Here is a 23,586-nt window from a genome sequence, read left to right on the forward strand (position 1 = left end):
GACGGGACTCCTTGGATTCCACAGATCACCACAGCAGGGCATGGGCTCCCCATGCGCGTGGGGACGCCGGAGCGCTCCACTGCATTATGGGCGTTGTAAATCTTTGTGTCCGACTTTTTTGGAGCCCGGCCGACGGGCGGTCATTGCCTACCGTGATGAAAAAAGGCCTGGCGTGCAAGGCCAGGCCTGGGGGCGGAGGGGTCGCCGGGGCTACAGAACGCCGCTGGCGCGCAGCTGCGCGATGCGCGCCGCATCCAGCCCCAGTTCGGCCAGCACCTCGTCGGTGTGCTGTCCCAGGGCCGGTGGCGCATTGCGCAGCATGGGCGGGTTGGCCGACAGGCGCAGCGGGCTGGCCACGCCGGTGATACTGGCCACGCCGTCGCCGACCTCGCCGTCCTTCCAGCGCGGCAGGGCCACGGCCAGGCCGCGGGCCTTGACCTGCGCGTCGTCGAAGGCCTGGGCAATGGTGTTGATGGGGCCGCAGGGCACGGCCTTGTCTTCGAGCAGGGTGACCCAGTCGGCCGTGGTGCGTGTGCGCGTCACGGCCTCCATTGCGGGGATCAGCGCGGCGCGGTGCTTCACGCGCAGCGTGTTGCTGGCAAAGCGCTCATCGCTGGCCCACTGAGGCTGGCCGGCAGCGGCGCAGAAGCGGGCGAACTGGCCGTCGTTGCCAATCGCCAGCAGCATGGAGCCGTCCGCCGTGGGGAAGTCCTGGTAGGGCGCCAGGCTGGGGTGGGTATTGCCCTGGCGCGTGGGCGCATGGCCCGTGGCCAGAAAGCCCGAGGCCTGGTTGGCCAGAATGGCCATGCCCACGTCCAAGAGCGACATGTCGATGTGCTGGCCCTCGCCCGTGCGGTGGCGCACATTGAGCGCGGCGACGATGGCCGTGCTGGCGTACACGCCGGTGAACAGGTCGGTCAGCGCCACACCCACGCGCAGCGGGCCGCCGCCAGGCTCGCTGTCGGCCTTGCCGGTGATGCTCATCATGCCGGTCATGGCCTGGATCATGAGGTCGTAGCCCGCGCGCTCGGCGTACGGTCCGTCCTGCCCGAAGCCGGTGACCGAGCAGTAGATCAGGCGCGGGTTCAGCGCGCGCAGGCTGGCGTGGTCCAGGCCGTATTGCTTGAGGCCCCCCACCTTGAAGTTCTCCACCACGATGTCGCTTTGCAGCGCCATGTCGCGGATCAGCTGCTGCCCCTCGGGCGTGGCCATGTCGATGGTGACCGAGCGCTTGTTGCGGTTGCAGGCGGTGAAGTAGCTGGCCTGGTTGGTGTCGTTGCCTTCGGCATCCTTCAGGAAGGGAGGGCCCCAGTGGCGCGTGTCGTCGCCCGCGCCGGGGCGCTCCACCTTGACCACGTCGGCACCCAGGTCCGCCAGGATCTGCGTGCACCACGGGCCCGCCAGCACGCGCGAGAGGTCCAGGACTTTGATGCCATCGAGGGCGCCGACAGGAGGTGTGGTCATAAGGTCAAAAACGGCAAATCGTGAAAGGACAGACGGCCGCTGCACCATGGTGCATGGAGCAGCGGCCGCAAGAGGGGCAGGGCGCGCGGGGCGCCCTTGTCGGTTTTAGTTGCTGAAAGCAGCGATGCCGGTTTGCGCACGGCCCAGGATCAGCGCATGCACATCGTGCGTGCCTTCATAGGTGTTCACCACTTCCAGGTTCACCAGGTGGCGGGCCACGCCGAACTCGTCGCTGATGCCGTTGCCGCCCATCATGTCGCGGGCCAGGCGGGCAATGTCCAGCGCCTTGCCGCAGCTGTTGCGCTTGATGATGGAGGTGGCTTCCACGGCGGCCGTGCCTTCGTCCTTCATGCGGCCCAGGCGCAGGCAGGCCTGCAGGCCGATGGCGATCTCGGTCTGCATGTCGGCCAGCTTCTTCTGGATCAGCTGGTTGGCGGCCAGGGGGCGGCCGAACTGCTTGCGGTCCAGCGTGTACTGGCGCGAGGTGTGCCAGCAGAACTCGGCCGCGCCCAGCGCGCCCCAGGCGATGCCGTAGCGCGCGCTGTTCAGGCAGGTGAAGGGGCCCTTCAGGCCCTGCACTTCGGGGAAGGCGTTTTCTTCGGGCACGAACACATCGTCCATCACGATCTCGCCTGTCACGCTGGCGCGCAGGCCCACCTTGCCGTGGATGGCGGGGGCCGTCAGGCCCTTCATGCCCTTTTCCAGCACGAAGCCGCGGATGGGGCCCACGGCGCCGCCTTCGGACACTTCCTTGGCCCAGACCACGAACACGTCGGCCACGGGGCTGTTGGTGATCCACATCTTGCTGCCCTTGAGCTTGTAGCCGCCGTCCACCTTGTAGGCGCGCGTGGCCATGCTGCCGGGGTCGGATCCATGGTCGGGTTCGGTCAGGCCGAAGCAGCCGATCCACTCGCCGCTGGCCAGCTTGGGCAGGTACTTCTGGCGCTGGGCTTCGGTGCCGAATTCATAGATGGGCACCATCACCAGCGAGCTCTGCACGCTGGCCATGGAGCGGTAGCCCGAGTCCACGCGCTCGACTTCGCGGGCGATCAGGCCGTAGGCCACGTAGTTCAGGCCGGGGCCGCCGTACTGTTCGGGGATGGTGGGGCCCAGCAGGCCCACTTCGCCCATCTCGCGGAAGATGCTCACGTCCATCTTCTCGTGGCGGAAGGCCTCGAGCACGCGCGGTGCCAGCCGGTCCTGGCAGTAGGCAGCCGCCGCGTCGCGGACCATGCGTTCGTCGTCGCTCAGTTGCTGGTCGAGAAGAAAGGGGTCGTCCCAATGGAAAGCGGCGTTTTTGGCCATGGTGCGTGTCTCCGTGAAGATGCAGATGAAAGAGGAGGGCACGGTACGGGGCCGTGCTGCGAATGGAGGCCATCGTAGGCCTGTGCCGTGCCGGCCGCAAGCGAGTTCTTTTCATCCAGAAATGCATTTTTGGAATGTATGGAATACTGGATGTCCAGGCGTTCACTATGCAGAACTGCTTTGGACGTGACTAAAAGTTCCTTTTCAGCATGCGCCGTAACATCCCCTCCACCCAGGCCCTGGCCTGTTTCGAAGTCGCCGCCCGGCACGAAAGCTATACCCGCGCCGCACAGGAGCTGTCGCTCACGCAAAGCGCCGTGTCGCGCCAGATCCAGGCGCTGGAGGAATTCTTGGGCGTGGCCCTGTTCCGGCGCACGCGCCACGGCGTGGTGCTCACCCCGGCTGGCGCGCACTACGGCCGCCAGGTGGCGCGCTGGCTGCAGGGGCTGGAGCGCGATACGCTGGACGTGATGGCCCACCAGGGCCAGGGCGGCACCTTGTCGCTGGCGGCGGTGCCCACCTTTGCCACGCGCTGGCTGATTCCGCGCCTGCCGCAGCTGGCGCAGCAGCACCCCGACATCGTGGTCCACATCGAGACGCAGACCCGGCCCTTTCTGTTTGCCGATGCGCCCTTCGACGCCGCGCTGTATGCCGGCACGGCCGAGCAGGTGGCCAACTGGCCCGGCATCACCGCGCAGTTGCTCATGCACGAGGACGTGGTGCCCGTGTGCAGCCCGCGCCTGCTCGAAGCCGCCGCCCAGCGCGGCCTGGGCCGTGCCTACCAGCCTGTGGCCCCCCAGGTGCTGACCGAATTGCCCCTGCTGCAGCAGAGCACGCGCCCCTACGGCTGGCGCCAGTGGTTCGAGGCCATGGGCGTGGAGGCGCCCCATGCGCTCGACGGCCCGCGCTACGAGCTGTTCTCCATGCTGGCCGTGGCCGCCACCTGCGGCATGGGCGTGGCACTGATCCCGCCCCTGCTGATCGAGGCCGAGCTGGCGCGCGGCGAGCTGGTCGTGGCCTGCAACCGGCCGCTGCAGGGCGAGCGCGGCTACTACCTGGTGAGCCCGGCGCATGTGCAGTCGCCGGTGCTGGCGGCGTTTTCGCAATGGCTGCTGGAGGCGGCGCAGGCGCCTTGAGCGCTGGCGAGGGCGCACCCGCTTGCGCGCGGCAGCGTACAGGTCTACCCTGGTGGTGCGGGCGGTCGACGCATGGAGATGGGCTGATCTCCCTGGTCCTACAGCCCGATTGGAAAAGTGGAACGGAACAACTGCGGTGCTGCGGTGTCATACCCAGTGCAAGCCCCCAAGGCAGCAGCCCTGGGAATTGCAGGCACCTCATACCTTCACTATTTCACCAAGGAGCCGCCATGCTGTTGAATGCCAACTACAACGCCACCTACCATGCCCCTGTCTTCGAGCCCACGGTGGACGAACTCGCCACCTTGAAGCACCTCGAAATCGAGAACATCAGCGTGATATCCGCGATGAAGGAGCACATGTCCGGGCGCTTGTACGAGCATGGCTACATCGCCAAGAATGCCTCGGGCCAGCTGAGCATCACCGAGACGGGCCGCCACCTGGTGCGCCGACAAAACAACTGACAGCGACGTCGCCCCCCCGGGGCCCTGAGCCCGGCCAGGGGCATGCCGCCGGGGTGCGCGTTGCGTGCCTACATGCACTGGCCGCCGGCTTGTGCACAATGGCTGCACCAGGAGGTGCTGCCCGATGCCATCAGACCCGCAAGAAGAGAACGTGTTCGGCGAACACGACGGTTCGACCTACTCGGCCACCCTGCGCGAGCAGGCCGGCCGCTTCTACTGCATCAACCTGGTGGTCGATGGCCACAACACGCCCGTGACCCACAACGGCTGGGACAGCCGCGAAGAGGCCATGCAGGCGCTGGACGAGATCGCCTCGGGCACGCGCAAGCCCTGATCAATGCCGGGCTGGCTGCCGGGCGGCACGGTATCAGCGCTGCGCGCCACCCACGGCGCACGAAACTGGCGCTGCCAAGGCCAGTGCCCCCGCGCAAGGGCCGCCCCGCCGCGCTGGGGGCGTCCCCCTGCCGACTCGCGCAGCGAGTCAAGAGAGGGGTGAAGGCGCGTAGCGCCTCAGGGGGTGCTTAATTTCAAGCATCCATTTCCTTGAACACTTCTGCGGCGACGCGGAAGGAGTCGATCGCTGCAGGCACGCCGCAGTAGATCGCGGTCTGCAAAAACACCTCCTTGATCTCGTCGCGCGTCAGGCCGTTGTTGATGGCACCGCGCACGTGCAGCTTCAGTTCGTGCGGGCGGTTCAGCGCCGTCAGCATGGCCAGGTTCAGGAACGAGCGCGTCTTGCGGTCCAGCCCCGGCCGGTTCCACACATCGCCCCAGCAGTACTGGGTCACCATCTCCTGCATGTCGATGTTGAAGTCGGTTGCGTTGCGAACGGCAGCATCGACGTACTCGGCGCCCAGCACCTCGCGGCGGGTGGACAGGCCCTGGTCGAAGAGAGCGGGGTTCTTGGGGGCGAGGGCGCGGGTCATGAAAGCTCCTGGTGGGTAGATAGGGAAGGGTTGGAAAAAGCAGCGGTGCAACAAAGCCCCGCAGCTGGAATGCAATAAGATTGTCGGACAATCATATGATGTGCGGAGGCCAATGGCAAGCTTCGTCTGCGTGTCCGACAATCTGTTTGCAGGAGGGATCCGCTAGGATCAAGCCATGACCGCCATGCTCCGTGTGCCCCGTGAAGAGACCTCCCTGCGCGAGCGCGCCACCAGCGCGCTGCGCCAGGCCATCCTGGACGGGGTGTTTTCGCCCGGCCAGAAACTCTCGGAGCGTGAGCTGTGCGAAAGCCTGGAAGTCAGCCGCTCCTGCGTGCGCGAATCCCTGCAGCACCTGCAGGCCGAAGGGCTCATCACCATCGTCCCGCACCGCGGGCCTGAGGTGACCACCATCTCGCCCAAAGAGGTGCGCGACATTTACGAAGTGCGCGCCCACCTCGAAAGCCTGGCCGCCAGGGCCTTTGCCCAACACGCCTCGCCCGAGCAGGTGCGCGCGCTGCGCGCCAAGCTCAACGAGCTGGCCAAACCCGCCCTCGCGCAAGACCGGGCCAAGCTGCTCCAGACCAAGAATCAGTTCTACGAGATCCTCGTCGACGGCTGCGGCAACCTGGTCGCAGGCCAGATGCTGCGCCAGCTCAACAACCGCGTGACCGTGCTGCGCCGCATCTCCATGGCCCAGCCCGAGCGGCTGCCCCACACACTGCAGGAGTTGAACGCCATGGTCGCGGCCATCGAGCGCGGCGACGGCGAGGCGGCCGCCCGGCTGTCGGCCGCGCATGTGCAGAAGGCGGGGGAAAACGTGCTCCGCAGCATGGAGCACAAGGGGTAACAGAGCGCTGGCTTATTTATTCTTGGATAAAGCGCAGCAGCAGCGCACTGGTCGCGGGCGCGATCACCAGATCGCCCTCGATGAAGCCGTACAGCCGCCCCTCGAGGCCTGCAGAGTAGAGTTCATTTCCATCGATGCGGTAGAGCAGGTGCTCGCCATCGCGCACGTACTCGTCGCCCTCGACCACGCCCACGTGTTTCCCGGACGGGTCGGTCACATTCCATCGGCCTGTTTCGAACATGAGGAATCTCCGGATTGGCTGCTCTTTCAGTGTCGGATCAGTACTCAAGCCACTGGACATTCTCTGATGGTTTTTTGGGCTCTGAAAGGGGGCAAATCCGGGATGCCTTGCTCCCCGCCGCGAATCCGTAGCTTCATCGGCCTGCGATCCCAAAGCTCCAGGGGCTGCTGGCCCAATCGAGTTGAGATGAGCTGGCCGGTTTCCATGTCACCCTGGCTGAGGGCGCTTTTCGGGAGCGGCGATGGTGAGAGCGATGCACCGTGACGTGCGTCGCTGCAGGATGTCATCTTGTAGACGTGGGGCGACGCAGATCGTCTGCGCAAATATCCGGGATGCGGACATTCAAGGGCGCCCAGTTGGGCGAGCTTCCAGGCTTTCAGTCAACTGGGTGGGAAGCCCGCTCGGCCGAGGCCACAGGGCAAGGCAAGCAGCTTGCGCCCTTCAATCCGCAGACTGTCTACGCTTGTACGCGTCGATCTGTTCGGGAGTGTGAACGGCCGCGAAGTTGCCGTCTCTCGCCTCTCTTAGCGACTCGCGCACGCCGGGGACTTCATGGCCGGCGTCGGCTTCTATAGCCAGGGCCATCTGTTCCAATTCGGCGTCTGTCAGATGCGCAAAGCCGAGAAGTGCGCGTGGCGGGGCCTGTTGGGGCCTATGCTCGGCGCCGATTTCACCGGCCAGGGCTTGGTCTACGCTGCGCACAAGCGCGGCATCAAACTCGGCAACCTCTGGATCAATCTTTTTGGCGGGCATCGAATTTCTCCGAAACGGGGCGGCTGCTGGCCGGTTCTGATGGGGGCCATCCCTGGGATGCCAATATTGAACCTACGACGCAGATGGCAAAAATTGCGGGATCTCGGCGCCTGGTGCGGAGCTTCGCTGCCCCGATTTCAAATCGAAGAAGCCACTTCGCCCATCAACTAGCAGGGCGGCAGGGGGGCGGGAGGTGACGGAACACCTTGCCGGTCCCACTTTCTGGGACGGAATGCGGAACGCATTCCTAAAACCATAGCAAAGAAACTATGGTGCCCGGGGCCGGAATCGAACCGGCACGCCTTGCGGCGGGGGATTTTGAGTCCCCTGCGTCTACCAATTTCACCACCCGGGCAGGGAATTCGTGAAGACTCAAATTATGGCACAGTAGGGCGCATGAAATATCCGACGATTGAAGACGCGATTGGCAAGACGCCGCTGGTGGCGCTGCAGCGCATTGGGGCGGCCGACAATGCCGCACGCGGCAACGTGATCCTGGGCAAGCTTGAAGGCAACAACCCGGCAGGCTCGGTGAAGGACCGGCCGGCGCTGTCCATGATCCGCCGCGCGGAAGAGCGCGGCGACATCCGCCCTGGCGACACGCTGATCGAGGCGACCTCGGGCAACACCGGCATTGCGCTGGCCATGGCGGCTGCGATCAAGGGTTACCGCATGGTGCTGGTGATGCCCGAAGACCTGTCGGTGGAGCGCGCCCAGACCATGAAGGCCTTTGGCGCGGACCTGGTGCTTACGCCCAAGAGCGGTGGCATGGAGCATGCGCGCGACCTGGCCGAGGCCATGCAAAAGCGCGGCGAGGGCAAGGTGCTCGACCAGTTCGCCAATGCCGACAACCCGCGCATCCACTACGAGACCACGGGCCCCGAGCTGTGGGAGCAGACCGATGGCCGCATCACCCACTTCGTGAGCGCCATGGGCACCACGGGCACCATCACGGGTGTCTCGCGCTTCTTGAAGGAAAAGAACGCCGGCATCCAGATCATCGGCGCGCAGCCGCAGGACGGTTCGCGCATCCCCGGCATCCGCAAGTGGCCGCAGGAATACCTGCCCAAGATCTTCGACCCGCGCGCCGTGGACGAAACCGTGAATGTGAGCCAGGACGATGCCGAGGACATGGCCCGGCGCCTGGCGCGCGAAGAGGGCATCTTCGGCGGCATCTCGGCCGCGGGCGCCTGCTGGGCGGCGCTGCAGCTGTCGCAGCGCGTGAGCAATGCGACCATCGTCTTCGTGGTCTGCGACCGGGGCGACCGGTATCTTTCCACCGGGGTGTTCCCCGCGTGACGGTGCTGGCCGGCCGCCGCTGCTACGCTGCGGTGGCGCGGCCAGAATGCCGCCCACGATGACATCCCTGCGCCAGCCACTCAGCCGCCGTGACGGCTGATGCTATAAAATCAAGAGCAAAATGCACTACGAAACCCGTTACTGCACCCACTGCGGCACGCCGCTGGCCCTGATCACCGTGGCCGAGGACGGCGGCGACAAGCAGCGCCTGCGCTGCCCGGCCTGCGGCTGGACGCACTGGAACAATCCCACGCCGGTGCTCGCCGCCATCGTGGAGGTCAACGGGCAGGTGTTGCTGGCCCGCAATGCGGCCTGGCCGGCCAAGATGTTCGCGCTGATCACCGGCTTCATGGAGGCCGGTGAATCGCCCATGGAAGGCATTGCGCGCGAGGTCAAGGAAGAGACCAACCTCGACGTGACCGCCACCACGCTGGTGGGGGCGTACGAATTCCTGCGCATGAACCAGATCATCATCGCCTACCATGTGGTGGCAGAGGGCGAGGTGAAGCTCTCGCCCGAACTGGTGGACTACCGCATGTACGACCTGGCAGACCTCAAATGCTGGCCCGCCGGCACCGGCTACGCGCTGGCCGACTGGCTGCGCACGCGCGGGCACGAGCCGGTGTTCTTCACTGCCGAGGAAAATGCCGAGCGGCGCCGCGGCCTGGACCTGCCGCCAAAGGACTGACGACCATGGACATCCACAAAGAAATCGACACGCGCGGCCTGAACTGCCCTCTGCCCATCCTGAAGGCCAAGAAGGCCCTGGCCGACCTGGCCAGCGGCCAACTGCTCAAGGTGGTGGCCACCGACGTGGGCTCGGTGCGCGACTTCCAGGCCTTTGCCAAACAGACCGGCAACGAGCTGGTGGAGCAGACGAGCGAAGGCGACGAGGGCGCCAAGGAGTTCATCCATATCCTGCGCCGGCGCTGATCGGCTGGCGGGCGGTGGGCCCGCCTGAACGCAAAAAGTCCTCCGGCGGCTCGCACCGCGGGAGGACTTTTTTGCTGGCAGAGTGCGCCGCCAGCAGGCTTACAGGCTCAGCCCCTTGAGGTACTCGCGGAAGTGGGTGCCCACCTGCGGATGCTGCAGGGCCAGTTCCACCGTCGCTTCCAGGAAGCCTTCCTTGCTGCCGCAGTCGTAGCGCTTGCCTTCGTACTGGAAGGCGTAGACGGCCTCGTGCTGCATCAGGCGGGCGATGCCGTCGGTGAGTTGGATCTCGCCGCCCACGCCGCGCGGCTGGTTGCGGATCTCGTCGAACACGCCGGGGGTGAGGATGTAGCGGCCGGCCACGCCCATGCGCGAGGGCGCCACGTCGGCCTTGGGCTTCTCCACGATGCGGTCGATGCGGATCAGCGGGCCGCCGGCGGGCTCACCGGCCACGATGCCGTACTTGTGCACCTGGTCCTCGGGCACCTCCTGCACGGCGATGACCGAACGGCCCTGCTGGCGAAAGGCCGCGGCCATCTGGGCCAGCACGGGCGGGCCACCCCGGGGGCCGACCATCAGGTCGTCGGCCAGGATCACCGCGAACGACTCCTTGCCCACCAGGGGCTCGGCGCACAGCACGGCATGGCCCAGGCCCAGCGAGCGGGGCTGGCGCACGAAGGCGCAGTCCATGTCATCGGGCTGCACCGAGCGCACGAGCTTGAGCAGCTCGGCCTTGCCGGCGGCTTCCAGTTCGTTCTCCAGCTCATAGGCCGTGTCGAAATGGTCCTCGATGGCGCGCTTGCTGCGGCCCGTGACGAAGATCATGTGGCGGATGCCCGCGGCATAGGCCTCTTCCACGGCGTACTGGATCAGCGGCTTGTCCACCACCGGCAGCATCTCCTTGGGCGATGCCTTGGTGGCCGGCAGAAAGCGCGTGCCCAGGCCGGCAACGGGAAAAACGGCTTTGCGGATGGCGGATGCAGCGGTCATGGGGCTCCTGGCAAGAATGGTGACAAAGAAAAAGGGCAGGGCCCGGCTTGCAGCAGCCGGGCGCACCTGCCCTCAGTATCGCGGGGTTTTCAGCCCAGGCGTGTAAGCTGATCGCGCAAACGCGAGAGCGTGGCGGTGAAATCGGCGATGCGCTTCTTGGTCTCGTCGATCACCGCGGGCGGTGCCTTGGCCACGAAGGCCTCGTTCCCAAGCTTGGCATCGGCCTTGGCCACTTCACCTTCGAGGCGCGTGATTTCCTTGGAGATGCGGGCCTTCTCGGCGGCCACGTCGACCTCCATGTGCAGGCACATGCGGGCCTCGCCCACCACCACCACGGGTGCTGCCTGTGCCGCGGCGGCCCAGGCGGCCTCGTCGTCGAACACCTTGACCTCGCTGAGCTTGGCCAGGGACTGCAGCACCGGCGCCACGCCGCGCATGAAGTCGGCGTCGCCCACGGTGTACAGCGGCAGGCGCGTCGAGGGCGAGACGTTCATCTCGCCGCGCAGCGTGCGGCAGGCGTCCACCAGGCCCTTGATGCGCTCCATGTGCGCAATGGCGGCCTCGTCGATCTTGCTCGGCTGCGCCTCGGGGTAGCGGGCGATGCTGACCGACTGGCCGGGCAGGCCGGCCACAGGCGCCACCGTCTGCCAAAGGGCTTCGGTGATGAAGGGGATGATGGGATGCGCCAGGCGCAGGATGGCTTCGAGCGCGCGGATCAGCGTGCGGCGCGTGGCGCGCTGCTCGGCCTCGGTGCCGGTCTGGATCTGCACCTTGGCGATCTCCAGGTACCAGTCGCAGAACTCGTTCCACACGAAGTCATAGATCGTGTTGGCCACGTTGTCCAGGCGGAACTCGGCAAAGCCCTTGGCGACTTCGGCCTCGGTCTTCTGCAGCAGCGAGGCGATCCAGCGGTCCGCCTGGCTGAACTGCATGTAGCCGTGGGCCGGGCCGCCGGGCTGGCATTCTTCCTTGGTGTGCTCCTTGAGGCCGCAGTCCTGGCCCTCGCAGTTCATCAGCACGAAGCGGCTGGCGTTCCACAGCTTGTTGCAGAAGTTGCGGTAGCCCTCGCAGCGCTTGCTGTCGAAGTTGATGCTGCGGCCCAGGCTGGCCAGCGCCGCGAAGGTGAAGCGCAGCGCATCGGCGCCGTAGGCGGGAATGCCCTCGGGGAATTCCTTTTGCGTGTTCTTGCGCACCGTGGGCGCAGTCTCGGGCTTGCGCAGGCCGGTGGTGCGCTTGTCCAGCAGGGGCTCCAGCGCAATGCCGTCGATCAGGTCCACAGGGTCGAGCACGTTGCCCTCGGACTTGCTCATCTTCTTGCCCTGCGCGTCGCGCACCAGGCCGTGGATGTAGACATGCTTGAACGGCACGCGGCCCGTGAAGTGCGTGGTCATCATGATCATCCGGGCGACCCAGAAGAAGATGATGTCGTAGCCCGTCACCAGCACGCTGCTGGGCAGGTACAGGTTGTAGTCGTCGGTCGGGCCATCGCCTTGCTCGGGCCAGCCCATGGTGCTGAAGGGCACCAGGGCCGAGGAGTACCAGGTATCGAGCACGTCCTCGTCGCGGCGCAGTGTCTTGCCCGGGGCCTGGGCCTGGGCCTCGGCTTCGCTGCGGGCCACGATCACGTTGCCTTCTTCGTCGTACCAGGCGGGGATCTGGTGGCCCCACCACAGCTGGCGGCTGATGCACCAGTCCTGGATGTTGTTCATCCACTGGTTGTACGTGTTCACCCAGTTCTCGGGCACGAACTGCACCTCGCCGCTGGCCACGGCGTCGATGGCTTTTTGCGCAATGCTCTTGCCCGTGGGGTCCTGCTCGCTCACCTTGCTCATGGCCACGAACCACTGGTCCGTGAGCATGGGCTCCACCACCTGGCCGGTGCGTGTGCAGATGGGCACCATGAGCTTGTGCTTCTTGGTCTCCACCAGGGCGCCCGAGGCTTCCAGGTCGGCCACGATGGCCTTGCGTGCCACGAAGCGGTCCAGGCCGCGGTACTTCTCGGGCGCGTTGTCGTTGACGGTGGCCTGCAGCGTGAGCACCACGATCATGGGCAGCTGGTGGCGCTGGCCCACGGCATAGTCGTTGGGGTCGTGCGCGGGCGTGACCTTGACCACGCCGGTGCCGAACTCCTTGTCCACATAGTCGTCGGCGATGATGGGGATCTCGCGGCCCACCAGGGGCAGCACCACGTTCTTGCCGATCAGGTGGGTGTAACGCGCATCCTCGGGGTGCACCATCAGCGCCACGTCGCCCAGCATGGTCTCGGGGCGGGTGGTGGCCACGGTGAGGCTGCCCGAGCCATCGGCCAGCGGGTAGGCGATGTGCCAGAGCGAGCCGTCCTTCTCTTCGCTTTCGACTTCGAGGTCGGACACGGCGGACTGCAGCTTGGGGTCCCAGTTCACCAGGCGCTTGCCGCGGTAGATCAGGCCCTGCTGGTAGAGCTTGACGAAGGTGTCGGTCACCACCTTGGAGAGCTTGTCGTCCATGGTGAAGTATTCGCGGCTCCAGTCCACGCTGTCGCCCATGCGGCGCATCTGCGTGGTGATGGTGTTGCCGCTCTTTTCCTTCCACTCCCAGACCTTGGCGACGAAGTTCTTGCGCGCCTCGGGCGGCGTGGGGCCCATGTCGTGGCGGCTGATGCCCTGCTCCTGCAATTGGCGCTCCACCACGATCTGCGTGGCGATGCCGGCGTGGTCGGTGCCGGGGATCCAGGCCGTGTTGTGGCCGCGCATGCGGTGGTAGCGCGTCAGGCTGTCCATGATCGTCTGGTTGAACGCATGGCCCATGTGCAGCGTGCCCGTCACATTGGGCGGCGGCAGCTGGATGGAGAAGGCCGGCTCGCCCGCCTGTGCCACGCCGGTGCCGCGAAAGCCTGCTACACCGTAGCCTCGGCGTTCCCATTCGGGGCCCCAGTGGGCTTCCAGGGCGGCGGGTTCAAACGATTTGGACAGGCTGTCGAGGCCGGGTTGTTGCAGGGGCGTGCTCATGGGTGGGGCAGGGTGGAGAGGCGGCCCTGGCGGGGCGCCTCTGCTGTCGAGAGGGTGGAACCCACCATTTTATGCGACGCGGGTGCCCCGGTGCGGCGCGTGGGCGCGGTGCCATTCGGACAGGCATGGCCGCCACTTATCCAATTGTTACCTTGTACGGGCTGGCGCAGGGCGGGTGTTTTCCGATAATCCGCGCCAAGGGGTGAGGAAAGGGCGCGCTGCGGGCGTGCCTGGACCCCTTTGCTTCGCCGGATTCCACAAAACCATTCCAACCGTCCGCTCCCGTATGAACATCTCTTCTGCCCTGCGCCTGGGCCTGGCCAAGGTCTTTGGCTATTCGCTGCTGTCGCTGTTCCTGATTCCGCTGGCCGCCTTTCTGTTCACCGGCTACGCCCAGCGCGATGAAGACACCCAGTTCGTCGCCCGGGTGAGCCAGCGCATCGACGCCGAAAAGGGCATGCCCGCGGCCGAGAAACAGGCGCGCAAGGATTTCTACCGCGCCAATCCGCCGTCCAAGGTTTGCACCAACCCCTCGCCCGAGGTGCAGGAATACCGCGAGGCGGTGTGCGAGCAGTACGGCGAGCTGTGGCAGTTCAACCTGGTGCGCAAGGCCTCGGCCTGGACCCTGGTCGCCGGCGTGCTGCTGCTGGCCTCGGTGCTGGGCCTCGGTGCCCTGGCCTTCGTGGACCGCAAGATGCAGTACACCAGCTTCGTCACCGGCTGGCATCTGACCACCTGGTCCAGTGCGGCGTCGCTGATCGTGCAGGGAGCGCTGGCGGTGTGGCTGTCGTTCTGGCTCACGGCCTTCTTCTTCCACAAGTATTCGCCCAAGCTCATCATCTTCGTGGGCATCGCGGTGGCCATTGGTGTGTTCATGGCCATCAAGAGCATCTTCACGCGCGTGCGGCTGAACAATGGCGTGGACGGTGAGCTCGTGGCCGAGGCCGATGCACCGCTCCTGTGGAAGCGCATCCGCCACATGGCCGAGCGCCTCAAGACCGAGCCGCCCCGGCACATCGTGGCCGGCATCGATGCCAACTTCTTCGTGACCGAGGCGCCGCTCACAGTGGGCGGCAAGACGCTCACCGGGCGCACCCTGTTCGTGAGCATTCCGCTGCTGCGCCTGCTGGACCAGTCCGAGGCCGACGCCGTCTTCGGCCATGAGCTGGCCCACCTGCGCGGCGGAGATACCAAGAGCAGCGCCCTGCTCGGCCCCAAGATCAGCCAGTACGACCATTACCGCCATGCCATGCGCACGGGCGGCCTGTCGGCCGTGGTCTCGCCGCTGCTCGACCTGTACCGCATGATCTTCGAGGTCGCCCTGGCACGCGAAAGCCGCGAGCGCGAGTTCAAGGCCGACCGCATCGCCGCCAAGCTGATCTCGCCCGACGCGATTGCGCGCTCGCTGGTGAAGATCGCGGCCTATGCGCAGTACCGTGCCAAGATCGAGCACGAGCTCTTCGGCCAGAACCGCCGGCACGAATCGGCCGCGCTGGGCATTGCCGGCTATGTCGCACAGGGCCTGTCACCCTATGCCGCGTCGGCCGATTTCCTGGCCGAGATGAAGACGGCCAACGTGCCGCACCCCTTCGACTCGCACCCGGCCATGACCGAGCGCATGCGCGCCGTGGGCGTGAACCTGCCCGAGAGCGCCTACGGCGCCATCGTCGTGCGCCCGCCGGCCGCCACCTGGGTGCAGCAGATCCTCACGGCCGATGCCATCGAGCAGCGCATGTGGGGTGCGTACGAAGAGGCCTTTGCCGCGGACCACGAGCGCAGCCTGGCCTACCGCTATGAGCCGGCCACCGACGAGGAGCGCGCGCTGGTGCTGCAGTACTTTCCACCCGTGCAGTTCGCCCTGAAAGGCAGCGACACGGTGACCGTGAGCATCGAGGGCATCAGCACCTCGGCCGACGACACCACGGTGTTCTGGGACGCCATCAAGGCACTGGAATTCAAGGAAAGCAGTTTCGGCAATGCGCTCGTCGTGACCCACCCCGAGAAAAATGCCCTGGGCCTGGGGGCCAAGACCAGCAAGATCAAGCTGGCGGGCCTCAAGAAGGAAAAAGACGACTTCAATGCCACCGTGGGCCACTACTGGCAGCGCCACCAGATCATGCGCGCGCACCAGAACGAGGGCTGAAGGGCACGGGGGATTTCCCGGGGGCGCCAGGCCCCCGAACCGGCGCCGCCAGGGGGCTCGGCCCGGCGCGCGAAAAGCCCGTCCCGGCGCAGCCCGAAACAGCAGCTGCGCGCGCCGTGGCAGGTGCCTGCTGGGCGTCCTGCTCCTCAATTTGTAATTGCCAGCGAACTTTCCGCAGTGTGCCACGCTCTACCGGAGCGTGTGCAGGTCGCGTGGAAAAGCGTTGCGCGCCTACACGAATTCCCTGTTCAAAGACAGGCGGTGGTGCTACAACAGGGCTGAACCGGTAGCGATTCCCACTGCAAACCGTGGTGCCCATGCGGAGGGTGCCACCACAGGAGGACGTATGGATGCCATCAGCAGTTTCGCCTCGCGTTACGCCCGTAGCCGCGAAGAGGAAATGTCGATCGACGAATACCTCGCCGAATGCAAGCGCGATCCCATGGTCTATGCCACGGCCGCCCAGCGCATGCTGGCCGCCATCGGCGACCCCGAGATGGTGGACACGCGCAATGACCCGCGCCTGTCGCGCATCTTCGCCAACAAGGTGATCAAACGCTACCCGGCGTTCGCCGAGTTCTATGGCATGGAAGATGCCATCGAGCAGGTGGTGAGCTTCTTCCGCCATGCCGCGCAGGGCCTGGAAGAGCGCAAGCAGATCCTCTACCTGCTCGGGCCCGTGGGCGGTGGCAAGAGCTCCATCGCCGAGCGCCTGAAATACCTGATGCAGAAGGTGCCCTTCTACGCGCTCAAGGGCTCGCCGGTGAACGAGTCGCCGCTCGGCCTGTTCGATGCGGTGGAGGACGGCGCGGTGCTCGAGGAGCAGTTCGGCATTCCGCGGCGCTACCTGCAGCGCGTGCTCTCGCCCTGGGCGGTCAAGCGGCTGGAGGAGTATGGCGGCGACATCCGCCAGTTCAAGGTGGTCAAGCGCTACCCCAGCATCCTCAAGCAGGTGGGCATCGCCAAGACCGAGCCGGGCGACGAGAACAACCAGGACATATCGAGCCTGGTGGGCAAGGTCGACATCCGCAAGCTCGAGACTTTTGCCCAGGACGACACCGACGCCTACAGCTACAGCGGCGGCCTGTGCCTGGCCAACCAGGGCCTGCTCGAATTCGTGGAAATGTTCAAGGCGCCCATCAAGGTGCTGCACCCGCTGCTCACGGCCACGCAGGAGGGCAACTACAAGGGCACGGAAGGCTTTGGCGCCATTCCCTTCGACGGCGTGGTGCTGGCCCACAGCAACGAGAGCGAGTGGAAGGCGTTTCGCAACAACAAGAACAACGAGGCCTTCCTCGACCGCATATACATCGTCAAGGTGCCCTACTGCCTGCGTGTGAGCGAGGAGATCCGCATCTACGACAAGCTGATCCGCGAGTCCTCGCTGGGCAACGCGGTGTGCGCGCCGGGCACGCTCAAGATGATGTCGCAGTTCGCCATCCTCACGCGCCTGAAGGAGCCCGAGAACTCCAGCATCTTCAGCAAGATGCAGGTCTACGACGGCGAGAGCCTCAAGGACACCGACCCGCGCGCCAAGAGCTACCAGGAGTACCGCGACTATGCCGGCGTGGACGAGGGCATGACCGGCATCTCCACGCGCTTTGCCTTCAAGATCCTGTCCAAGGTGTTCAACTTCGACAGCGCCGAGGTGGCGGCCAACCCCGTGCACCTGATGTATGTGCTGGAGCAGCAGATCGAGCGCGAGCAGTTCCCGGCCGAGCTCGAAACCAAGTACACCAGCTACATCAAGGAGTTCCTGTCGCCGCGCTATGCCGAGTTCATCGGCAAGGAGATCCAGACCGCCTACCTGGAGAGCTACAGCGAGTACGGGCAGAACATCTTCGACCGCTACGTCACCTACGCCGACTACTGGATCCAGGACAACGAGTACCGCGACACCGACACCGGCGAGGTGTTCGACCGCAGCGCGCTCAATGCCGAGCTCGAGAAGATCGAGAAACCCGCGGGCATTGCCAACCCCAAGGATTTCCGCAACGAGATCGTCAACTTCGTGCTGCGCGCGCGTGCCAACAACCAAGGCAACAACCCGAGCTGGACCAGCTACGAGAAGCTGCGCCTGGTGATCGAGAAGAAGATGTTCTCCAACACCGAAGAGCTGCTGCCCGTGATCAGTTTCAATGCCAAGGGCAGCGCCGAGGAGGCGCGCAAGCACGAGGACTTCGTCACCCGCATGGTGGAGAAGGGCTATACGCCCAAGCAGGTGCGCCTGCTGTGCGAGTGGTACCTGCGCGTGCGCAAGAGCAGCTAGGCAGCGCAGCGGCAAGGGACGCGCTTGAAGGTTTGGCCAGGGCATCCCACCGGGGGCGCTGGCCCACGCATGGGGGCAAGGGATGGCATTGCAAATCATCGACCGCAGGCTCGCCGGCAAGAACAAATCGGTCGGCAACCGCGAACGCTTTGTGCGGCGCTTCAAGGAGCAGATCGCCGAGGGCGTGCGCCGTGCGGTGTCGCAGCGCGACATCCGCAACATCGAGCAGGCCGAGAACATCACCATACCCAGGAAGGACATCGGCGAGCCCGTGTTCCACCATGGGCGCGGCGGCATCCATGACCGGGTGCACCCGGGCAATGCCGACCATGTGCGCGGCGACCGCATCCAGCGGCCCCAGGGCGGCGGTGGGGGCGGTGGCGGCTCGCAGGCCAGCGACAGCGGGGAGGGCGAGGACGACTTCACCTTCACGCTGACCAAGGAAGAGTTCATGCAGCTCTTCTTCGAGGACCTGGCATTGCCCAACCTGCTGCGCACGCACATCGGCGAGACCCCCAAGTACAAGCCGCGCCGCGCCGGCTACAGCCAGAACGGCATTCCCAACAACCTGGCGGTGCTGCGCACCATGCGCGGCGCACTGGGGCGGCGCATTGCGCTCGGGCAGTCGGCGCACCGGGAGCTGGCGGCGCTGCAGGTGCAGCTTGAGGCCCTGGTGCAGCGCGGCGATGGCGCCAGCGAGGAGGCCGCCGTGCTGCGGCTGCGCATCGACGAGCTGCAGGCGCGCACCGGCCGCATTCCCTACCTGGACCCCATCGACCTGCGCTTTCGCGCCCGGGTGCAGGTGCCCGTGCCCAACAGCCAGGCCGTGATGTTCTGCGTGATGGACGTCTCGGGCTCCATGGACCAGGCGCGCAAGGACCTGGCCAAGCGCTTCTTCATCCTGCTGTACCTGTTCCTCACGCGGCACTACGAGAAGATCGACATCGTCTTCATCCGCCACCACACCCAGGCCGCCGAGGTGAACGAGGAGCAGTTCTTCCACTCCACCGAGAGCGGCGGCACGGTGGTCAGCAGTGCGCTGGTGCTGCTCGACCAGATCATCCGCGCGCGCTATCCCGCGGGCGACTGGAACATCTACGTGGCCCAGGCCAGCGATGGCGACAACTTCACCAACGACAGCGGCAACTGCCGCAACCTGCTGGTGGACCGCATCCTGCCGCTGGCACGCCATTTCGCCTATGTGCAGGTGGCCCAGGAAGAGCAGAACCTGTGGGAGGAGTACAGCCAGCTGGTGCCGCTGTACCCCCATTTCGCCATGCGCAAGGTGTCCGAGCCGGGGGATATCTACCCCGTGTTCCGCGACCTCTTCAAGAAGGAGGGGGTGCAGGTATGAACAACCCCTTGGCCCAATACCCGGTGCTGGAGCGCCGCATCCGCGACAACCCCTGGAAGACCGCCATCGTCGGCGAGCGGCGCCACCGCACCGTGCCCGAGCAGCCCCTGCCCGCCGGGGCGCGGCCCGCAGCGCCGCTGCCCGACCCGAGCGACTGGACCTTCGAGCTGATCGAGCGCTACCACGCCGCCATCGCGGCCACGGCCGAGCGCTTCGGCCTCGATACCTACCCCAACCAGCTCGAAGTCATCACCGCCGAGCAGATGATGGATGCCTACTCCAGCGTGGGCATGCCGGTGAACTACCGCCACTGGAGCTACGGCAAGGAGTTCCTGGCCACCGAGCGGCGCTACCGGCGCGGCCACATGGGCCTGGCCTACGAGATCGTGATCAACTCCAACCCCTGCATCAGCTACCTGATGGAGGAGAACACCACCGCCATGCAGGCGCTGGTGATTGCCCATGCGGCCTACGGGCACAACAGCTTCTTCAAGGGCAACTACCTGTTCCGCATGTGGACGGATGCCTCCTCCATCATCGACTACCTGGTCTATGCCAAGGACTACGTGGCCCAGTGCGAGGAGCGCTACGGCTTCGACGAGGTGGAGCGGCTCATGGACTCCTGCCATGCACTGGCCAACTTCGGTGTGGACCGCTACCGGCGCCCCTCCAAGAAGAACCTGGCGCGCGAGCGCCAGGAGCGCGAGCAGCGCGAGTCCTACGCCCAGCAGCAGGTCAACGAGCTGTGGCGCACCCTGCCCACGCGCCCCGGCAAGGACGGTGCGGCGCAGGAGATCAACCGCTTTCCCAAGGAGCCGCAGGAGAACATCCTGTACTTCATCGAGAAGAATGCCCCGCTGCTGGAGCCCTGGCAGCGCGAAGTCGTGCGCATCGTGCGCAAGATCGCGCAGTATTTCTACCCCCAGCGCCAGAGCCAGGTCATGAACGAGGGCTGGGCCACCTTCTGGCACTACACGCTGCTGAGCACGCTCTACGACGAGGGCTACCTGAGCGACGGGGTGATGGTCGAGTGGCTGGGCTCGCACACCAACGTGATCTTCCAGCCCCCGGTGGGGCACCGCGCCTACAGCGGCATCAACCCCTATGCGCTGGGGTTTGCCATGTACCGCGACATCCAGCGCATCTGCCAGAACCCCACGCCCGAAGACCGGCACTGGTTCCCCGACATCGCGGGCGCGCCCTGGCTGCCCACGCTCGACCATGCCATGCGCAACTTCAAGGACGAGAGCTTCATCGGCCAGTACCTGAGCCCGAACCTGATGCGCGAGATGCGCCTGTTTGCCCTGCACGACGACCCCGCCCTGAGCGAGCTGTTGGTCAGCGAGATCCACGACGAGAACGGTTACCGCAGCCTGCGCCAGATCCTCTCGCAGCAGTACGACCTGGGCACGCGCGAGCCCAACATCCAGGTCTGGAACGTGAACCTGCGGGGCGACCGCAGCCTCACCCTGCGCCACACCCAGTACAAGGGCCGGCCGCTGGGTGAGGACACGCCGGAGGTGCTGCGCCACGTGGCGCGCCTGTGGGGCTTTGGCGTGCAGATCGAAAGCGTGGACGCCTACGGCAACCACCCGGTGCTGCTGCACTCGGTGCCTGCGCCCACGGAATGACGGCCCGGTTCGGCGGGCCGCTTCAGGCGGCCTGCTGCTGCTCCTCGTAGCCGAACATGGATTTGGCCTCGAGGAATTCCTCGAAGCCCATGCGCCCCCACTCGCGCCCGTTGCCCGACTGGCGGTAGCCGCCGAACGGCGCCGCATGGTCGGCGCGTGCGCCGTTGAGGTGCACCATGCCGGCACGCAGGCGACGGGCGATGCGGCGGGCGTGGTCCAGGTCGGGCGCGCTCACATAGGCCGACAGGCCGTAGACCGTGTCGTTGGCCATGGCGATGGCCTCTTCCTCGCTGCCATAGGGCAGGATGCAGAGCACGGGCCCGAAGATCTCTTCGCGCGCAACCGCCATGGTGTTGGCCACGTGGGCAAAGACCGTGGGCTGCACGAAGTAGCCACGGGCCAGCCCCTTGGGCCGTTCCAGCCCGCCCGTGGCGAGCTGCGCGCCCTCGCGCAGGCCGGTGGCGATGCACTCGCGCACCTTGGTGTACTGCACGGCATTGGCCACCGGCCCGAGGGTGGTGGCCGCATCGCGCGGGTCGCCCGGGCGCAGCGACTGCGCTGCTTGCACCGCGATGGCCGTGGCGGCCGCGTGCAGGTGCGCGGGCACCAGGAGGCGCGTGGGCGCGTTGCACGACTGGCCGCTGTTGCGAAAGCACTGCAGCGCGGCCTGGCGCACGGTGGCCGGCAGGTCCACTCCGTCCACCACGATGTGGGGCGACTTGCCGCCCAGCTCCTGCGCCACACGTTTGACGGTGTCGGCCGCCGCCTTGGCCACGGCCACGCCGGCCCGGGTGGAGCCGGTGAAGGAAATCATGTCGATGTCCGCATGCGCGGCCATGGCCGCGCCCACGCCGGGGCCGTCACCGTTGACCAGGTTGAACACCCCCGGCGGCACGCCGGCTTCGTGCAGCACCTGGGCGAACAGCAGGGCCGACAGCGGCGCCGTCTCGCTGGGCTTGAGCACCACCGTGCAGCCCGCGGCCAGGGCCGGTGCCACCTTGCAGGCGATCTGGTTCAGGGGCCAGTTCCAGGGCGTGATCAGGCCGCACACGCCGATGGGCTCGCGCGTGATGCGTGTGCGATGGACCACCTCGTCGAAGGCATAGCCGGCCAGCACCTGGGCGGCCTGCTTCAGGTGCGACAGGCCGGCCACGGCATGGGCCTGGCGTGCCAGCGTGAGCGGCGCGCCCATCTCCAGCGAGACCGCCATGGCGATGGCGTCCATGCGCGCTTCATAGGCCGCGATCACGGCCTGCAGCACCGCCAGGCGCTGCTGCCGGCTCTGCGCGGCCCAGGCAGGGAAGGCGCGGCGTGCGGCGGCCACGGCCCGGTCGAGGTCGCATGCATCCCCGAGGGCGATGCGCGCCACGGGCTGCTCGGTGAACGGGTCGACCACGTCCTGCGTGCGCGTGCCCTGGGCCGGCACCCAGGCGCCGTCGATGTAGAAATTCAGCTGTTCCTGCATGGCGCGGGCTCAGGCGATGTGCTGCAGCGCCGTGCGGATGCTGTGCGCCATCTCGCCGATCTGCGCCTCGCTGATCACCAGCGGGGGCGAGAGCACCAGCGTGTCACCCGAGTTGCGCACCAGCACGCCCGCCTCGAAGCAGGCCAGGTGTACGGCCTGGGCGCGTGCGCCGGCGGCACCCGGGCGCGGCGCCAGGTCCACGGCGCCCAGCAGGCCGATGTTGCGCACATCCACCACGTGGGGTGCATCGCGCAGCGCATGCAGCGCCGCCTCCCACACCGGGGCGATGGCCTGCACGCGCGCGGCCAGGCCCAGTTCTTCATGCACGTCCAGCGTAGTCAGGCCGGCGGCGCAGGCCAGCGGGTGGGCCGAGTAGGTGTAGCCGTGGAACAGCTCGATCACATTGGCCGAGCCCTGCATGAAGGCGTCGTACACGCTGTTGCCGACAATCACGCCGCCCATGGGAACGGCACCGTTGGTCATGCCCTTGGCGCAGGACATCAGGTCCGGCGTGACACCGAAGGCCTGGGCCGCGAACGGCGCGCCCACGCGCGAGAAGCCGGTGATGACCTCGTCAAAGATCAACAGGATGCCGTGCTGCGTGCACAGCTCGCGCAGGCGCTGCAGGTAGCCCACGGGCGGTGGGTACACGCCGCCCGAGCCGGTCACGGGCTCGACGATCACCGCCGCGATGGTGGCCGGGTCGTGCACCACGAACAACTGCTCCAGCGCGTTGGCGTAGTGCGCGCCCGTGGCCGGCTGGCCGTGCGAGAAGCGGGCGTCGGCGTCGTAGGGCAGGGGCAGGTGGGCGGTGTCGGGCAGCAGCGGGCCGAAGTCGCGCTTGTGCCGACCCAGGCCCGCCACAGACAGGCCGCCAAAGCCCATGCCGTGGTAGCCCTTGGCCCGGCCCACCAGCAGGGTGCGGCGCGCGTCGCCGCGGGCCTGGTGGTAGGCGCGGGCGATCTTGAGCGCCGTGTCCACCGCCTCGGAGCCCGAGTTGGTGAAGAACACATGGTCCATGCCTTCGGGTGCCAGGGCCGCGATGCGCTGCGCCAGCGTGAAGGCGGCCGGGTGGCTCATCTTGAACGAGGAGACGAAATCCAGGCGGCCCGCGGCTTCGCGGATCGCCTCGGTGATGCGCGGCTGGCCGTGGCCCGCATTGCAGCACCACAGGCCGGCCATCGCGTCCAGCACCTGGCGGCCGTCCTCGGTGGTGTAGTGCATGCCCTGCGCGGCGGTGAACAGCATGGGCTGCTGCTGGAACTGGCGCTGGGCGGTGAAGGGGAGCCAGAAGGCGGAGTCGTTGGGGGCGCTGGAGGGGGCGGCAGAGGTCATGGGGCTTTCGGTGAGGGCTGCAATTTTCGTCATTATGTTTTTTGTTT

The 23,586-nt window shown here is 66.5% G+C and carries 20 protein-coding genes and 1 tRNA gene; 11 read left to right on the plus strand and 10 right to left on the minus strand.

The genetic code is table 11. The features are described from left to right. Positions 1 to 210: 210 nt before the first annotated feature. Together AC3WOH_RS28915 and AC3WOH_RS28920 are read right to left on the minus strand one after the other, a co-directional pair. Positions 211 to 1,464 (minus strand): CaiB/BaiF CoA transferase family protein, encoded by a 1,254-nt coding sequence (locus tag AC3WOH_RS28915; protein ID WP_492232757.1) that lies wholly within the window; start codon positions 1,462 to 1,464, stop codon positions 211 to 213. A gap of 105 nt (positions 1,465 to 1,569) precedes the next feature. Beyond that, positions 1,570 to 2,769 (minus strand): acyl-CoA dehydrogenase, encoded by a 1,200-nt coding sequence (locus AC3WOH_RS28920; protein WP_184856682.1) that lies wholly within the window; start codon positions 2,767 to 2,769, stop codon positions 1,570 to 1,572. 209 nt (positions 2,770 to 2,978) lie between these two features. On the opposite strand from AC3WOH_RS28920, the gene AC3WOH_RS28925 reads away from it, so the two are divergent. The 3 genes from AC3WOH_RS28925 (at position 2,979) to AC3WOH_RS28935 (ending at position 4,703) form a co-directional block, all read left to right on the plus strand. Beyond that, the gene (locus AC3WOH_RS28925) at positions 2,979 to 3,905 is read left to right on the plus strand and encodes a LysR family transcriptional regulator (protein ID WP_492232758.1); all 927 of its coding nucleotides are present in this window, start codon (positions 2,979 to 2,981) and stop codon (positions 3,903 to 3,905) included. A 230-nt stretch (positions 3,906 to 4,135) separates the two neighbouring features. Then, the gene (locus AC3WOH_RS28930) at positions 4,136 to 4,369 is read left to right on the plus strand and encodes a hypothetical protein (RefSeq protein WP_492232759.1); all 234 of its coding nucleotides are present in this window, start codon (positions 4,136 to 4,138) and stop codon (positions 4,367 to 4,369) included. A 124-nt stretch (positions 4,370 to 4,493) separates the two neighbouring features. Then, complete coding sequence (locus tag AC3WOH_RS28935; protein ID WP_492232760.1) at positions 4,494 to 4,703, plus strand: hypothetical protein; 210 nt, start codon at positions 4,494 to 4,496, stop codon at positions 4,701 to 4,703. A gap of 193 nt (positions 4,704 to 4,896) precedes the next feature. Here AC3WOH_RS28935 and pcaC read toward each other — a convergent pair whose 3' ends face one another. Then, the gene (gene pcaC / locus AC3WOH_RS28940) at positions 4,897 to 5,295 is read right to left on the minus strand and encodes a 4-carboxymuconolactone decarboxylase (protein WP_492232761.1); all 399 of its coding nucleotides are present in this window, start codon (positions 5,293 to 5,295) and stop codon (positions 4,897 to 4,899) included. Positions 5,296 to 5,470: 175 nt separating this feature from the next. Between pcaC and AC3WOH_RS28945 the strand changes: the two genes are divergently transcribed. After that, a complete protein-coding gene (locus tag AC3WOH_RS28945) occupies positions 5,471 to 6,142 on the plus strand; it encodes a GntR family transcriptional regulator (RefSeq protein ID WP_492232762.1) in 672 nt (223 codons plus the stop codon). 16 nt (positions 6,143 to 6,158) lie between these two features. Here AC3WOH_RS28945 and AC3WOH_RS28950 read toward each other — a convergent pair whose 3' ends face one another. From AC3WOH_RS28950 to AC3WOH_RS28960, 3 genes are all read right to left on the minus strand, one after another. After that, positions 6,159 to 6,383, minus strand: a complete 225-nt coding sequence (locus tag AC3WOH_RS28950; protein ID WP_492232763.1) for a hypothetical protein — start codon at positions 6,381 to 6,383, stop codon at positions 6,159 to 6,161. Positions 6,384 to 6,824: 441 nt separating this feature from the next. Then, positions 6,825 to 7,136 carry a hypothetical protein gene (locus AC3WOH_RS28955; RefSeq protein ID WP_492232764.1) on the minus strand — a complete coding sequence of 104 codons (312 nt, stop codon included), beginning with the start codon at positions 7,134 to 7,136 and terminating at the stop codon, positions 6,825 to 6,827. A gap of 270 nt (positions 7,137 to 7,406) precedes the next feature. After that, a tRNA-Leu gene (locus AC3WOH_RS28960) sits at positions 7,407 to 7,491 on the minus strand. Between the two features lie 41 nt (positions 7,492 to 7,532). Here AC3WOH_RS28960 and cysM point away from each other — a divergent pair. The 3 genes from cysM (at position 7,533) to AC3WOH_RS28975 (ending at position 9,368) form a co-directional block, all read left to right on the plus strand. Further along, positions 7,533 to 8,435, plus strand: coding sequence for a cysteine synthase CysM (cysM, locus tag AC3WOH_RS28965; protein WP_007855477.1), 903 nt, complete (start codon positions 7,533 to 7,535; stop codon positions 8,433 to 8,435). Positions 8,436 to 8,556: 121 nt separating this feature from the next. Then, positions 8,557 to 9,123, plus strand: coding sequence for an NUDIX hydrolase (locus AC3WOH_RS28970; RefSeq protein WP_492232767.1), 567 nt, complete (start codon positions 8,557 to 8,559; stop codon positions 9,121 to 9,123). A 5-nt stretch (positions 9,124 to 9,128) separates the two neighbouring features. Further along, positions 9,129 to 9,368: a sulfurtransferase TusA family protein gene (locus AC3WOH_RS28975; protein WP_492232769.1), complete on the plus strand. Its 240-nt coding sequence runs from the start codon at positions 9,129 to 9,131 to the stop codon at positions 9,366 to 9,368. A gap of 99 nt (positions 9,369 to 9,467) precedes the next feature. On the opposite strand, the gene galU is transcribed toward AC3WOH_RS28975, so the two are convergent. Together galU and AC3WOH_RS28985 are read right to left on the minus strand one after the other, a co-directional pair. After that, positions 9,468 to 10,355 (minus strand): UTP--glucose-1-phosphate uridylyltransferase GalU, encoded by an 888-nt coding sequence (galU, locus tag AC3WOH_RS28980; protein WP_492232770.1) that lies wholly within the window; start codon positions 10,353 to 10,355, stop codon positions 9,468 to 9,470. Between the two features lie 89 nt (positions 10,356 to 10,444). Then, entirely contained in the window at positions 10,445 to 13,342 is a 2,898-nt protein-coding gene (locus AC3WOH_RS28985; protein ID WP_492232771.1) for a valine--tRNA ligase, read from the minus strand. Between the two features lie 286 nt (positions 13,343 to 13,628). Between AC3WOH_RS28985 and AC3WOH_RS28990 the strand changes: the two genes are divergently transcribed. The 4 genes from AC3WOH_RS28990 to AC3WOH_RS29005 all read left to right on the plus strand — a co-directional run bounded on the left by AC3WOH_RS28990 (position 13,629) and on the right by AC3WOH_RS29005 (position 20,739). Further along, positions 13,629 to 15,485 (plus strand): M48 family metallopeptidase, encoded by a 1,857-nt coding sequence (locus AC3WOH_RS28990; protein ID WP_492232772.1) that lies wholly within the window; start codon positions 13,629 to 13,631, stop codon positions 15,483 to 15,485. A 346-nt stretch (positions 15,486 to 15,831) separates the two neighbouring features. Continuing rightward, entirely contained in the window at positions 15,832 to 17,754 is a 1,923-nt protein-coding gene (locus AC3WOH_RS28995; RefSeq protein WP_184856668.1) for a PrkA family serine protein kinase, read from the plus strand. 82 nt (positions 17,755 to 17,836) lie between these two features. Next, on the plus strand, positions 17,837 to 19,108 hold the full coding sequence (locus AC3WOH_RS29000; RefSeq protein ID WP_184856667.1) for a YeaH/YhbH family protein: 1,272 nt from the start codon (positions 17,837 to 17,839) through the stop codon (positions 19,106 to 19,108). Continuing rightward, entirely contained in the window at positions 19,105 to 20,739 is a 1,635-nt protein-coding gene (locus AC3WOH_RS29005) for a SpoVR family protein (protein ID WP_492232773.1), read from the plus strand. The genes AC3WOH_RS29000 and AC3WOH_RS29005 overlap by 4 nt, the downstream gene beginning before the upstream one ends. A gap of 22 nt (positions 20,740 to 20,761) precedes the next feature. On the opposite strand, the gene AC3WOH_RS29010 is transcribed toward AC3WOH_RS29005, so the two are convergent. Together AC3WOH_RS29010 and aptA are read right to left on the minus strand one after the other, a co-directional pair. Then, positions 20,762 to 22,204: an aldehyde dehydrogenase family protein gene (locus AC3WOH_RS29010; RefSeq protein ID WP_492232774.1), complete on the minus strand. Its 1,443-nt coding sequence runs from the start codon at positions 22,202 to 22,204 to the stop codon at positions 20,762 to 20,764. A 9-nt stretch (positions 22,205 to 22,213) separates the two neighbouring features. Then, complete coding sequence (gene aptA, locus AC3WOH_RS29015; RefSeq protein ID WP_492232775.1) at positions 22,214 to 23,539, minus strand: omega-aminotransferase AptA; 1,326 nt, start codon at positions 23,537 to 23,539, stop codon at positions 22,214 to 22,216. Between the last annotated feature and the right edge of the window lie 47 nt (positions 23,540 to 23,586).

This window comes from Acidovorax sp. FW305-C-20-28 (genome assembly GCF_058783375.1).

Excerpts from the sequence above, each read along its gene's own strand:
- galU (WP_492232770.1), bottom strand. The coding sequence starts at position 10,355 with ATGACCGCTGCATCCGCCATCCGCAAAGCCGTTTTTCCCGTTGCCGGC.
- aptA (WP_492232775.1), bottom strand. The coding sequence starts at position 23,539 with ATGACCTCTGCCGCCCCCTCCAGCGCCCCCAACGACTCCGCCTTCTGG.
- AC3WOH_RS28925 (WP_492232758.1), top strand. The coding sequence starts at position 2,979 with ATGCGCCGTAACATCCCCTCCACCCAGGCCCTGGCCTGTTTCGAAGTC.
- AC3WOH_RS28915 (WP_492232757.1), bottom strand. The coding sequence starts at position 1,464 with ATGACCACACCTCCTGTCGGCGCCCTCGATGGCATCAAAGTCCTGGAC.
- AC3WOH_RS28985 (WP_492232771.1), bottom strand. The coding sequence starts at position 13,342 with ATGAGCACGCCCCTGCAACAACCCGGCCTCGACAGCCTGTCCAAATCG.
- AC3WOH_RS28945 (WP_492232762.1), top strand. The coding sequence starts at position 5,471 with ATGACCGCCATGCTCCGTGTGCCCCGTGAAGAGACCTCCCTGCGCGAG.
- AC3WOH_RS28995 (WP_184856668.1), top strand. The coding sequence starts at position 15,832 with ATGGATGCCATCAGCAGTTTCGCCTCGCGTTACGCCCGTAGCCGCGAA.
- AC3WOH_RS28950 (WP_492232763.1), bottom strand. The coding sequence starts at position 6,383 with ATGTTCGAAACAGGCCGATGGAATGTGACCGACCCGTCCGGGAAACAC.
- AC3WOH_RS28935 (WP_492232760.1), top strand. The coding sequence starts at position 4,494 with ATGCCATCAGACCCGCAAGAAGAGAACGTGTTCGGCGAACACGACGGT.
- AC3WOH_RS29005 (WP_492232773.1), top strand. The coding sequence starts at position 19,105 with ATGAACAACCCCTTGGCCCAATACCCGGTGCTGGAGCGCCGCATCCGC.
- AC3WOH_RS28975 (WP_492232769.1), top strand. The coding sequence starts at position 9,129 with ATGGACATCCACAAAGAAATCGACACGCGCGGCCTGAACTGCCCTCTG.
- AC3WOH_RS28930 (WP_492232759.1), top strand. The coding sequence starts at position 4,136 with ATGCTGTTGAATGCCAACTACAACGCCACCTACCATGCCCCTGTCTTC.
- AC3WOH_RS29010 (WP_492232774.1), bottom strand. The coding sequence starts at position 22,204 with ATGCAGGAACAGCTGAATTTCTACATCGACGGCGCCTGGGTGCCGGCC.
- cysM (WP_007855477.1), top strand. The coding sequence starts at position 7,533 with ATGAAATATCCGACGATTGAAGACGCGATTGGCAAGACGCCGCTGGTG.
- AC3WOH_RS28920 (WP_184856682.1), bottom strand. The coding sequence starts at position 2,769 with ATGGCCAAAAACGCCGCTTTCCATTGGGACGACCCCTTTCTTCTCGAC.
- pcaC (WP_492232761.1), bottom strand. The coding sequence starts at position 5,295 with ATGACCCGCGCCCTCGCCCCCAAGAACCCCGCTCTCTTCGACCAGGGC.
- AC3WOH_RS28990 (WP_492232772.1), top strand. The coding sequence starts at position 13,629 with ATGAACATCTCTTCTGCCCTGCGCCTGGGCCTGGCCAAGGTCTTTGGC.
- AC3WOH_RS28955 (WP_492232764.1), bottom strand. The coding sequence starts at position 7,136 with ATGCCCGCCAAAAAGATTGATCCAGAGGTTGCCGAGTTTGATGCCGCG.
- AC3WOH_RS29000 (WP_184856667.1), top strand. The coding sequence starts at position 17,837 with ATGGCATTGCAAATCATCGACCGCAGGCTCGCCGGCAAGAACAAATCG.
- AC3WOH_RS28970 (WP_492232767.1), top strand. The coding sequence starts at position 8,557 with ATGCACTACGAAACCCGTTACTGCACCCACTGCGGCACGCCGCTGGCC.